The organism is Micromonospora sp. URMC 105 (assembly GCF_051386295.1).
GTDB lineage: Bacteria > Actinomycetota > Actinomycetes > Mycobacteriales > Micromonosporaceae > Micromonospora.
On the sequence record NZ_JBPQTL010000030.1, the window covers coordinates 27,958 to 40,007 of the forward strand.

General features: G+C 72.0%; 9 protein-coding genes. 5 read left to right on the forward strand and 4 right to left on the reverse strand.

The window, feature by feature from the left end; genetic code table 11:
* Positions 1-118: 118 nt before the first annotated feature.
* Both ACSNN7_RS12820 and ACSNN7_RS12825 read left to right on the forward strand, forming a co-directional pair.
* On the forward strand, positions 119-3,022 hold the full coding sequence (locus tag ACSNN7_RS12820; RefSeq protein WP_436680958.1) for a glycosyl hydrolase: 2,904 nt from the start codon (positions 119-121) through the stop codon (positions 3,020-3,022).
* Between the two features lie 37 nt (positions 3,023-3,059).
* Complete coding sequence (locus tag ACSNN7_RS12825) at positions 3,060-4,130, forward strand: PHP domain-containing protein (protein WP_436680959.1); 1,071 nt, start codon at positions 3,060-3,062, stop codon at positions 4,128-4,130.
* 43 nt (positions 4,131-4,173) lie between these two features.
* Here the strand turns inward: ACSNN7_RS12825 and ACSNN7_RS12830 are convergent, their stop codons facing one another.
* The gene (locus tag ACSNN7_RS12830) at positions 4,174-5,154 is read right to left on the reverse strand and encodes a DMT family transporter (protein ID WP_436680960.1); all 981 of its coding nucleotides are present in this window, start codon (positions 5,152-5,154) and stop codon (positions 4,174-4,176) included.
* Between the two features lie 115 nt (positions 5,155-5,269).
* Here ACSNN7_RS12830 and ACSNN7_RS12835 point away from each other — a divergent pair, with 115 nt between their 5' ends.
* From ACSNN7_RS12835 to ACSNN7_RS12845, 3 genes are read left to right on the forward strand one after another with little or no spacing between them, the layout of a single operon-like run.
* On the forward strand, positions 5,270-5,869 hold the full coding sequence (locus ACSNN7_RS12835; RefSeq protein ID WP_436680961.1) for a Uma2 family endonuclease: 600 nt from the start codon (positions 5,270-5,272) through the stop codon (positions 5,867-5,869).
* Positions 5,870-5,928: 59 nt separating this feature from the next.
* Positions 5,929-6,588, forward strand: a complete 660-nt coding sequence (locus tag ACSNN7_RS12840; protein ID WP_436680962.1) for a Uma2 family endonuclease — start codon at positions 5,929-5,931, stop codon at positions 6,586-6,588.
* Positions 6,572-8,242 carry a DUF885 domain-containing protein gene (locus tag ACSNN7_RS12845; protein WP_436680963.1) on the forward strand — a complete coding sequence of 557 codons (1,671 nt, stop codon included), beginning with the start codon at positions 6,572-6,574 and terminating at the stop codon, positions 8,240-8,242. Before ACSNN7_RS12840 ends, ACSNN7_RS12845 begins: the two co-directional genes overlap by 17 nt.
* 66 nt (positions 8,243-8,308) lie before the next feature.
* Here ACSNN7_RS12845 and ACSNN7_RS12850 read toward each other — a convergent pair whose 3' ends face one another.
* The 3 genes from ACSNN7_RS12850 to ACSNN7_RS12860 all read right to left on the reverse strand — a co-directional run bounded on the left by ACSNN7_RS12850 (position 8,309) and on the right by ACSNN7_RS12860 (position 12,049).
* Positions 8,309-9,850 (reverse strand): DUF6114 domain-containing protein, encoded by a 1,542-nt coding sequence (locus tag ACSNN7_RS12850; RefSeq protein WP_436680964.1) that lies wholly within the window; start codon positions 9,848-9,850, stop codon positions 8,309-8,311.
* Between the two features lie 34 nt (positions 9,851-9,884).
* Positions 9,885-10,490 (reverse strand): DUF6230 family protein, encoded by a 606-nt coding sequence (locus tag ACSNN7_RS12855; protein ID WP_334457572.1) that lies wholly within the window; start codon positions 10,488-10,490, stop codon positions 9,885-9,887.
* A gap of 395 nt (positions 10,491-10,885) precedes the next feature.
* Entirely contained in the window at positions 10,886-12,049 is a 1,164-nt protein-coding gene (locus tag ACSNN7_RS12860; protein ID WP_436680965.1) for a DUF3068 domain-containing protein, read from the reverse strand.
* Position 12,050 lies beyond the last annotated feature (1 nt).

The window sequence follows — 12,050 nt, forward strand, 5'->3', positions numbered from 1 at the left end:
GACGAAAGTCATGTCAATGGTTAACGTCCGCTGAGAGAGCGCTCTCTCAGATAACAAAGCTCCCGATTCCGACGAACCGCAACCCCGATCCCCCGATCCGGCGCGCGCTGGAGGAACGATGAACCCTCCCGTCCCACTCCGCCGCACCCCCTGGGTGCTAGCCACCACCACCGCCCTGGCCGTCGCCGTCGCCGGCCTCGCCGTCACCGCCGCCACCGCCCCGGCCGAGGCCGCCCCCGTCGGCGCCGGCAGCTACACCACGGACCGGGTCGGCCCGCTCCCCACCGGCTGCGGCGACCTGACCACCAACCCCCGGCAGTTCGCCACCGCCAACGCGCCCGCCGGCCCGGTCCCCACCAACGACTGGTGGTCGTCGCTGCTCTGGAAGCGGACCAACTGCACGTACAGCGAGCCGCTGCACGCCCACCCGGTCTCCTACCAGCCGTTCGGCGACGGCCTCGGCTTCTCGGCCACCTCCACCCCCACCGTCACCGGCACGGCGACCGGGGTGGGCGAGTACAAGTACACCTACGCCGAGGACATCCGGGTCGGCGTGGCCGGGCTCGGCGCCCCGGTGGTCAAGGTCGACGACTGGACGGACTGGACGGTCAGCCCGTACTGGAGCGACGGGGCCCGCACCCTGCGGGCCACCATCGGGCACGGCCTGCCGTTCACGTACTTCCGCACCGGCGGCGGTGCGGCGCTGATCAACCCCACCGGCGGCAGCCCGACGATCTGGTCGAACAGCGGCGCCACCATCGGGTTCACCGTCCGGGGGCACGACTACGTCGCCTACGCCCCCACCGGTGCGAACTGGACCGTCTCCGGCGGACGAATCACCTCCACCCTGGCCGGCAAGGACTACTTCTCCGTCGCCCTGCTGCCCACCACGCCCGGCACCGACGCCACCACCCGCGCCGGCCTCGCCACCACCTACGGCCGGTACGCCCACGCGCACGTCACCGGCACCCGCGTCTCCTACTCCTACGACCAGGCCGGCAGCCGGCTCACCACCACGTACGCGCTGACCACCACCCCGCGCGAGGGCACCACCACCCAGACCGTGGTGAGCCTCTACCCGCACCAGTGGAAGGCGCTGACCGGCGCCACCCCGATCGGCCAGACCTACCCGTCCGCCCGCGGCCGGATGAAGGTGCTCACCGGCGTCGACCAGTTCCGCACCGCCATGACGTACCACGGGGTGCTGCCGGAGCTGCCCGCCGTCGCCACCGGCGCCGGCGCCGACCTGACCCAGCTCAGGGAGCAGCTCGCGGCGGTCCGGGGCAACCCGATGGACCAGCGCGGCAATGACACCTACTGGACCGGCAAGGGCCTCGGCCGGGCCGCCCGGATCGCCGAGATCGCGGACCTGGTCGGCGACACGCAGACCCGTACCGCCGCGCTGAACGCCATCCGGACCACGCTGACCGACTGGTTCACCGCCACCCCCGGCAAGACTGAACGCGTCTTCCACTACGACCGGAACTGGGGAACCCTGATCGGCTACCCCGCCTCGTACGGCTCCGACCAGGAGCTCAACGACCACCACTTCCACTACGGCTACTACATCGCGGCCGCCGCGACGCTGGCCAAGTTCGACCCGGCCTGGGCCACCAACGCCCAGTACGGCGGCATGGTGGACCTGCTCATCCGGGACGCGAACAACTACAGCCGCTCCGACACCCGCTTCCCGTACCTGCGGGACTTCGACATCTACGCCGGGCACGACTGGGCCTCCGGGCACGGCTCGTTCAACGCCGGCAACAACCAGGAGTCGTCCTCGGAGGGGATGAACTTCGCCAACGCCCTCATCCAGTGGGGGCAGGCCACCGGCAACACCGCCGTACGCGACGCCGGCGTCTTCATGCACACCACCCAGGCGGCGGCGATCCAGCAGTACTGGTTCGACGTCGACGACGAGAACTTCCCCGCCAACTTCGGGCACTCGACCGTCGGCATGGTCTGGGGCGACGGCGCCGCGTACGCCACCTGGTTCAGCGCCGAGCCGGAGATGATCCAGGGCATCAACCTGCTGCCGGTCACCGGCGGTCACCTCTACCTGGGCAACCGGCCGGCCTACGTCCGGACCAACTACGCCGAACTCGTCCGCAACAACGGCGGCGAACCCACGGTCTGGCAGGACATCCACTGGCAGTTCCTGGCCCTCGGCGACCCGGACGCGGCGCTGGCGAAGCTGCGCGCCAACCCCGGCTACACCCCCGAGGAGGGGGAGAGCCGGGCCCACACCTTCCACTGGATCCGCAACCTCGCGGCACTGGGCCAGGTGGACACCGGCGTCACCGCCAACCACCCGCTGGCCGCCGTCTTCACCCGCAACGGTGCCCGCACCTACGTCGCCAGCAACATCACCGCCGCGCCGCTCACCGTCACCTGGTCCGACGGCACCCGGCTGACGGTCGCGGCCGGACGGACGGCGACCACCGGGGCGTACACCTGGAGCGGCGGCAGCGCGGGCGGCGGCACGAGCCCGACGCCGACGCCGACGCCGACCGACCCGACGCCGACGCCGCCCCCCACCACCCCGCCGCCGAGCGGCTCACCGACCCGGTACCTGCTGCCCGGCGGTGGTCTGGGAACGGCCGGCGGCCCGGGCACCGCCACCGTGGCCGGCGCCGGTGGCGTCAACCGCGACGGCACGCCGACCAACCCGACGGTCTTCACCGCGACCGGCCTGACCATGGCGTACTCGGGTGGGCAGACCCGGTTCGACCTGTTCCTCGACGCCGGCTCGGCGGTGGGCAACGGGGTGCAGACCCGGGTCTCCTACGACCTGACCGGTGACGGCAGCTTCGACCGGGTCGAGACGTACCGGTACTTCGCCACCGATCCGGTGCCCGGCTACGAGCACTACACGCAGAACGCCGGGCTGCACTCCGCCAGCGGCGCCCTGGGCAACCTGGCCAACGGCACGGTGAAGGTGGAGGTCTGGTCCGCCATCGGCACGAACCCGACCACCCTCGGCATCGGCGACCGCTCGGTCGTGACGCTGCCGTACGCCTGATTCCTGCGCACCACCGCGGGCGCGTAGTTTGCAGGTCATGAGCGCCCGGGACCCCATCGCCGACCTGCGCCGGATCGCGTTCCTGCTGGAGCGGGCCAACGAGGCCACCTACCGGGTCCGGGCGTTCCGGTCGGCGGCGAAGGCCCTCGCCGAGCTGCCGGCGAAGGAGGTCGCCGAGCGGGCCCGCACCGGCAAGCTCACCGAACTGACCGGGGTCGGCGACGTCACGGCCCGCTGCGTCGCCGAGTCGCTGGCCGGCGAGGAACCGGTCTACCTGCGACGGCTGGTCGCCACCGAGGGCACCGACCTGGACGCCGCGGCCACCGCACTGCGGACCGCGCTGCGCGGGGACTGCCACACCCACTCGGACTGGTCCGACGGCGGGTCGCCGATCGAGGAGATGGCGCTCGCGGCGGTCGAACTGGGCCACGAGTACCTGGTGCTGACCGACCACTCGCCCCGGCTCAAGGTGGCCCGCGGCCTCACCGCGGACCGCCTGCGCAAACAGCTCGACCACGTGGCGGCGGTCAACGCGGCGCTGCCCAAGGGGTTCCGCATCCTCACCGGCATCGAGGTGGACATCCTCGCCGACGGCTCGCTCGACCAGACCGACGAGCTGCTGGCCCGGCTGGACGTGGTGGTCGGCTCGGTGCACAGCGGGCTGAACGACGAGCGGGCCAAGATGACCCGGCGGATGCTGGCCGCGATCGAGAACCCGCACCTGGACATCCTGGGCCACTGCACCGGGCGGATGGTGTCGTCCCGCCCGGCCGGGGTGAAGGGTCCGGGGGACCGCGCGCACCGGCCGCGTACCCGGTCGGAGAGCGACTTCGACGCGGACGCGGTCTTCGCCGCGTGCGCCGAACGCGGGGTGGCCGTCGAGATCAACTCCCGGCCGGAGCGGCAGGACCCGCCGAAGCGGCTGATCCGCCGGGCCCTGGAGGCGGGCTGCCGGTTCGCCGTCAACACCGACGCACACGCGCCGGGCCAGCTGGACTGGCAGCGGTTCGGCTGCGAACGGGCGGCGCTCTGCGGCGTGCCCGCCGACCGGGTGGTCAACACCTGGCCGGCGGAGCGCCTGCTGAAGTGGGCCCGGACCCGCCGCTGACCTCCTCAGCGCCGAGCCACCCGCGGTCGTCGCGACGGCGGCGTCAGCGCGCGGCAGGCTCCGCGGCCGGCACGGCCGGGATGCCGGTGACGGCTTCGTCGCGCCGGCGGCGCGGGCCGACCAGGCCCTGCGTCACCGCGACGCCGAGCAGCACGACCAGGGCGCCGACCGGCTGGTGCCAGTTCAGCCGCTCGTCGAGCACCACCGCGCCGATCAGCACCGCGAAGATCGGGATCAGGTAGGTCACCGTGGAGGCGGTGCTCGCGCCGGCCGTCCGGATGTTGCGCAGGTTGATCACGAAGGCCAGCCCGGTACCGAGCGCGCCGAGCGTGACCACGCTGCCCACCACCGGCGCCGACAGCTCGGTCGGCAGCGGCGGCGCGCCGGCCACCAGCGGCGCGACCACCGCGAGCTGCGCCGTCGCCACCAGCAGCTGCGCCGCGGAGAGCGACAGCCCGGAGTACGCGCTGCCGGCGATGAACTTCTTCTGGTACGGGATGGCCACGCCGTAGCAGGCCGCCGCGCCGAGGCACATCAGCTGGCCGGTGAAGTGGGACCCACCGACGCCCTCCCAGACGCCGAGCACCACCAGCACCCCGAGGAAGCCCAGCCCGAGCCCGACCGCCCGGCGCGCGGTCAACCGCTCGGTGCGGAAGACCAGCACCGCCAGCGGCAGCACGATCAGCGGGGTGGTCGCGTTCCAGATGCCGGCGAGCATCGACTCGACGCGCTGCTCGCCGTAGCCGAAGAGGGTGAACGGCAACGCCACCCCGAACGCGGCGACCACGACCAGGTGCGCCCAGACCCGGGGCTCGCGCGGCAGCCGGTCGCGGAGCACAGCGAGCACCACCAGCAGGGTGAGCGCACCGGCGGCCACCCGGTAGAGGGTGAGCTGCAAGGGATGCAGCTCCTCGATGCCGATCTTGATGAACAGGAAGCTCGCACCCCAGATCGCGGCGAGCGCCAGGAAGCCCGGCAGCCAGCTGCGCAGCGGCGCCCGGTCAGGAGTCACATGGGTGGTCACCCCTGACACTCTGCCGCAGGGGTACGACGAAGTCCCGCGAAAATCGGACGCCGTGTCGCCCGCCACAGCAACCGCCACACAGTGGAGGCGTTGACCAGTCGAGGAGGTGCGCCCGATGGCGATGCCGGAGAGGTTCGACCCGCTCTACGACTTCGACGGGGTCTGGACGACGGGCCTGGCCGACCGATACCTCCCGCCGCGCGACCTGCCGGACGCGCGCTTCGAGTGTGTCGACGGAAGGCTGGTCATGACCCCCGCGAAAGCCGGTGCCAACAGCTTCGGCGAGATCAAGTTGGCGCGGCTGCTAGGGCCCGCGGCCGAGGCGGCCAACCTCTACGTCTACGGCCAGGTCAACCTGACGTTCAATCCGCGCAGTTGGATCCAGCCCGACCTCACCGTGCTGCACACCGTGCCGAAGACGGACGACGAGGACCGGTGGGTCCCGGTGCGGTACTGCACGATGGCGGTGGAGTTCGTCTCCCCGGCCAGTCGGCAGCAGGACTTCCTGGACAAGCCGCGCCGGTGCGCGGAGGCCGGGGTGCCGTACTTCATGCGGGTCGAGATCGTCCGCCGGCTGCGGCACGTCTCCGTGGAACTCTTCTCGCTCGACGACTGGAGCGCGTACGCCACGGTGGCGAAGGCGCAGGGCGGGCGCCGCCTCCGGGCCGAGGCACCCTTCCCGATCGATTTCGACCCGGCGGAACTGTTGCCGTAGCCCGGTCCGGAACCCCTACGGCGCCCCGTCGTTGATCAGCCGGGAGGGATGAGGCCTTGATGCTGCTGACACGGGGGCCGGAACCGGCTCTCGACCTCGACGGCGGGTGGACGGTGCGGCGCGCGGAGCGCCACCTGCGGGTCGGCGAGCTGGCCGGCGCCCGGCACGAATGCCTCGACGGGCGGCTGGTGGTGACGCCGTTCCCGCCGGCCACCGAGAGCATCGCCATGGCGAGCCTGGCCAGCGCCTTCGTCCCGGCGGCCGAGGCGGCCGGCCGGCACGTGCTCGGCCGGGTCAACCTGACCTTCTCGCCGAGCTGCTGGATCCAGCCCGACGTCACCGTGCTGCACACCCTCCCGGCCAGCGACGAGGAGGAACGCTGGGTGCCTGCGGAGCTGTGCGTCCTGGCGGTGCGCTTCGTCCGTCCCGGCGGGGACGGGGCCCAGGCGTGGCGCCGCTGCGCCGAGGGCGGCGTCCCGTACGTCATGCGGGTGGAGATCGGCGGCCGGTCGCGGCGGGCGACGGTGGAACTGTTCGGCCTCGACGGCGACGGGCACTACGTCCGCACCGCGCGGGCGGTGGGCGGGCAGCGGCTGCGCGCCCGCGCGCCGTTCCCGATCGATGTCGACCCGGCGCGACTGCTGCCCCGGACATGCCAAACACGCTCGACATCGGGGCCGGTCGGTCACGTAGGGTCGCAGCGTGGGACGAATCGATGACCTCGCGAACCGCTACGTGGCCGACTGGGCCCCGCTGAGCCCGACCGGCGCGACCTACGTCGGCATCGCCGGCTACGACGACCAGCTCGACGACCTCTCCCCCGCCGGCTACGCGGCCCGCGCCGAGCTGACCCGGCGCACCCTCGCCGACCTCGACGTGACCGAGCCGGACTCGGAGACCGAGCGGACGGCCAAGGAGGCGATGCAGGAACGCCTCGGCCTCGACCTGGCCCGGTACGACGCGGGTGAGGTGACCAGCGAGGTCAACGTGATCGCCAGCGGGCTGCACGAGATCCGGATGGTCTTCGACCTGATGCCGACCGACGGGGAGGCCGCCCAGGCGAACATCGCCGCCCGGCTCAACCGGTTCGCCGCGACGCTGGAGGGCTACAAGACCACCCTGCGCGAGGCGGCCGCCGCCGGCCAGGTCAGCTCGAAGGTGCAGCTGGTCGAGGTGGCCAAGCAGTGCGACGTCTGGACCGACCCCGACGGCGACAACTTCTTCCACGGGCTGGTGGAACGGCTCGGCGCGGACGGCACCCTCGGCGCCGAGCTGCGCCGGGGCGCGGCCTCCGCCACCGCCGCGACCGCCGAGTTCGGCCAGTTCCTCCGCACCGAACTGGCCCCGCACGGGCGGGACAAGCAGGCCGCCGGCCGGGAGCGGTACGAGCTGGCCTCCCAGTACTTCCTCGGCGCGAAGGTCGACCTCGACGAGACGTACGCCTGGGGTTTCGCGGAGCTGGCCCGGCTGGAGGCCGAGATGGGCACCCTCGCCGGGCGCATCGTGGGGCCGGGCGCCACGGTGGACGAGGCCGTGGCTGCGCTCGACGCCGACCCGGCCCGGACCATCCAGGGCAAGGAGGCGTTCCGGGACTGGATGCAGACGCTGGCCGACAAGGCCATCAGCGATCTGCACGGCACCCACTTCGACATCCCGGAGCAGGTCCGCCGGATCGAGTGCTGCCTCGCGCCGACCAGCGACGGGGCGATCTACTACACCGGGCCGAGCGAGGACTTCTCCCGGCCGGGCCGGATGTGGTGGGCGGTGCCGCAGGGCATCACCGACTTCTCCACCTGGCGCGAGGTGACCACCGTCTACCACGAGGGCGTGCCGGGGCACCACCTCCAGGTGGCGCAGACGGCCGTCCGGGCCGAGCTGCTCAACCGCTGGCAGCGGCTGCTCTGCTGGGTGTCCGGGCACGGCGAGGGCTGGGCGCTCTACTCGGAGCGGCTGATGGACGACCTGGGCTACCTGGAGGATCCGGGCGACAAGCTCGGCATGCTGGACGGGCAGGCCATGCGGGCGGCCCGCGTGATCGTCGACATCGGCATGCACCTGGAGCTGGAGATCCCGAAGGACAACCCGTTCGGCTTCCACCCGGGCGAGCGCTGGACGCCGGAGCTGGGCTGGGAGTTCATGCGGGCGCACTGCCGGGTGCCGGACGAGAACCTGCGCTTCGAGCTGAACCGCTACCTGGGCTGGCCGGGGCAGGCACCGTCCTACAAGGTCGGTGAGCGGATCTGGCTCCAGGCCCGCGAGGAGGCGAAGGCCCGCAAGGGCGCCGACTTCGACCTCAAGGAGTTCCACCGGCAGGCGCTCGACCTCGGCTCGCTGGGGCTCGACCCGCTGCGCAAGGCGCTGGCCCGGCTCTGAGTGCTCCCGACGGCCGGGGGCGGGCGGGACGGCCCGCCCCCGGTCATCAGGGGTGGTGGAAGCAGGTCAGGGCAGGCTGAGCTTCAGCGCCGGCCGGGCGGTCAACGTGTCGCAGTCGACGAACGCCAGATCGATCACCGGGCCGGTGAAGGTGATCGGGATGGGCGAGGTGATCGGAATGCCGTCCGGGAACGGCAGGTCCGGCGTCAGCGTGATCTTGATGCCGAGGAGCCGGCCGACGAAGCGGGTGGCGTAGAACTCCACGTCGCCCTGGACCGTGAGCCGGTCGGTCACATACTGCTGGTTGCGGCCCGCCGGGCCGTCCGCCACCAGCTTGAAGTCGTCGGTGACCGCCTTGCTCATGCCGAACTTCAAGGCCTTCAACGTGCCGTTCGCGGTCGGCAGGTCGACGATCCCCTCGAACCGCAACCTGGTCATGGTGACCTTGGAGCCGGTCAGCTTGGACGGCCGCTGGGCCACCTTCGGCTGCCCCGGCTCGGCCGCCAACCGGGGCAGCAGCTTGCCGGGCTCGACCGTGCCGGGCCGCTTCGGCCGGCTCGGCGCGCACTCGCCGGTACGGCCCGCCGCCCGCCCGGTCGGGGTCGGCCCGGCGGTCGGCGCGGCCGCCTTCGCGCTCGGCGCGGCCGCTTCCGCGCTCGGTGTCGGGCCGGCGGAGGGGGTCGCGCTCGGCTCGGCCCGCCGACCCCCGGTGAAGAGGTCGCCGATGCCGCGCAGGATGTCGCCGATGATGCCGCCGTCCGAGGTGGCCGTCGGCGACGGGGTGGGGCCGGCCGACGGTGTGCCGGTCGGCGGTGTGGCGGTCGGGGCGCTCGGCCGGAGCGCGGCCGAGCGGGTCGGCGCCGGGGTGGACGGCCGCGGGCAGGCGGTGACGGTGACGGCCGGGGTGGGCACCGTCGGCGCGGCCTGCACCGGCGACGGCCGGGTGGCGACCAGCCCGCCGGCGGAGAGGCCGAGCACCACCAGCGCCACGGCGAAGTAGCGCGGGTCCCGGGGGCCGGCCGGCGGCGCGGCCGGGACGTCGTACCCGGCGGGCGCCGGCTGCTCCGGCCGGTACGACGGCAGCTCGCCCCGCTGATGCGGCACGGTCCGGTCGTCGACCGGCATCAGGTCGTCGGTCAGCGTCGGGTCGTCGGGTCCGGGGGTGTCCTCGTCGCCCGGCGGGTCCACCCCGTCGGCGGGCGCGTCGGTCCGGGCCGACCTGAGCGGCGTCCAGGCGAAGCCGAGGGCACTGCCGACCAGGCCGAGCAGCAGGCCGACGAAGAAGCCGCCGAGGTTGAGACCCATCAGCGAGTAGATCGTGGTGACCGCGGCGACGATCGAGTAGAAGAGTCGCTGCGCCGGGCTGAACCAGAGCAGCAGCCCACAGGTGAGCAGGATGACGGGGATGAGCAGCGAGTAGAGCCCGGTGGCTCCGGACTGGAAGCTCAGGCCGTTGAGCGTCATCCGGGTGGAGGCGAACATCTCCACCCCGGCCAGCGCGGTGAACAGGCCGCCCCAGAACGGCCGGCTCCGCCGCCAGCGGCGGAATCCCCGCCAGGCCCGGCCGGGGCCACCGGCGCGGGCGTGTCGTGGATCGGCGGTTGTCACGTACTCCTCCTGGCTGAGCGGGCCACGGCTCAGCTCAGAAGCATTCCTTGCCCTTGGCGGCGTCCCCCACGTTGACCTTGAGACGGAGGCCGGTGAGGTTGAAGGTGGCCGCCGTGGTGTAGCGGGACACCTGCTCCAGATCGGTGATGGTGACGTGCTGAGCGTCCTGACCGAACGACCCGGCCTGCGCCGACGCGTTCAGGTCGGTGGCGTCGCGGCCGATCCTGATGTTGGTGAAGGTCGCGTTGCCTTCCAGGCTGTCCATCGCGATCAGCATGTCCTTGGCGGTCGCCGGCTTGTCGTCCCCGGCGTTGATGGTGAGGACCACCGGCAGGCCGGGCAGGTCGGCGCGGACCGACTGGCAGAGCTTGTACAGCTCGGCGCGGCTGATCTCGGAGAGGGCGACCGGGTGGACCTTGCCGTTCTTCTCCTTGGCGATGCCGCCGTACTGCTTGAATCCGTCACCCTCCAGGCGCTCGGCGCCGATCTTGAAGGTCTGGCCGGAGACGGTGATGTCGGACGCGATCGCGCCGGACTGCATGCCGAACAGGATGGCGCCGACGGCTGCGGTCGCCGGCACCATCATCGCGGCGAAACGCCGCCACCGGGTACGACCCGGGTTCTCGATCCGATCCTGCACGGGTTCCTCCTGGGTGGGGGGCGGTGCTCTTCGGGGTCGTTCGCGGGTCGGTGGACGGAGGCGCCCGGGGGCCGGACCGGGAGGCCTGTTACCAGCGAGTAACGAACGTGCGCATGATGGTGCACCCAGTGAGGCGTAGGTCACAAGACCCTACTTACGGTGCCGTAGGTTGCCGGGGCGGCAAAGGTTGATCGTTTTCACTCTCGGTGTATCGCATTCGGGCCCCAGCCCGAGGACCAAGCCACCAAAAGGGACGTTCCCGAGCAGCGTCGGCTACCGAGCGCAGTGAAACCATCGACAAGTTACGATTCAGTAACAAGTGCCGAGCGTGACGACACCGACGCCAAGGGGGCGGGTCGAAGGATCGACCCGCCCCCTTGGATGGTGCTACGGCGTCAGTGCTTCTCGGTCTCGTCCGACGCGGTCCGCTGAGTGGGGACCGTCGGCTCGTCGTCCGTGCGCCAGTTCGTCGACGCGGGCGGAATCTCGTCGGTCAGCGGTCCACCCTCCCGGTCCACGACCGGCTCGTCGTGCCGGGTCGGCGCGTCGACCGGAGCGGGCACCGGCGGGACGTCCGCCCGGTGCCGCGCCTCGCCGGCCGCGGCGACCGCACCCTGCCGGGCCACCAGCAGGCCGCCGATGATCAGCACCAGGCCGAGTGCGGCCAGCCCGATCGGGACGTAGACGCTGAGCAGCTGGAGGCTGTTCCGGCTCTCCTTGGCCCGCTCGACCGAGGCGGTGATGGTCGCGTCGTTGTAGGTGAAGTCGGCGTCCAGCAGCGTGGTCGGCGCGCCCACGTTCGGGGTGAGGACCTTCTTCTGCACCTCGCGCACCTTGATGTACGACCCGGTCACCGGGTCCACCCAGACGGTGCGCTGGTTGCTGTAGACGAGCGAGGCGTCGGTCGCGCCCGGCGCGAACGTGGCCAGCAGCGCGGTGACCCGGCTCGGGTCGAGCGTCAGCCGCTCGTCGGCGATGACCTGCTCGAACCGGTAGGTCTCGATGCCCTTGATGTTCTCCGTGCCGGAGAACTTCGCGTCGCGGACCTGGCGCAGGTCACGGTCGAAGATCTTGTAGTCCCGCTTCTCGGTGTTGAACGGGAACTTGTAGATCTGGCCGGCGAACTGGATCCCGGTGTCGCGCTGGCCGGTGTCGTCGAGCCACTGGCCCTGCCACTTGACCGCCTCGCCGGAGACCCGGTCCATGGCCAGCTTGGCGCCGTACGCGCTCACCAGCTCCTTGTTGTCGACCCGGTCCACGGTCTGACCGACCTGCCACACCACGGCCTTGCCGTCGAGGTCGCCGCCGAGTTTCGCGGTCTCGTCCTTCAGCTGGTTGACCCGGACGGTGGACCTGAGGTCACCGTCGTAGACCTTGATCACCCCGTTACTGATCTGGAGGAACTTCGCGTCGTTGGCCTCCGCCACCGACGTCGCAGGCTTCAGGTCGTACGGGAGCTTGGTCAGCGCGGGGGTCACGACGAACACCAGCCCGGCGGCCAGCGCCAGGAGCAGTACGCCGACCCCGAACAGCACGGCACCGATGGCGCGGTGCTTCATG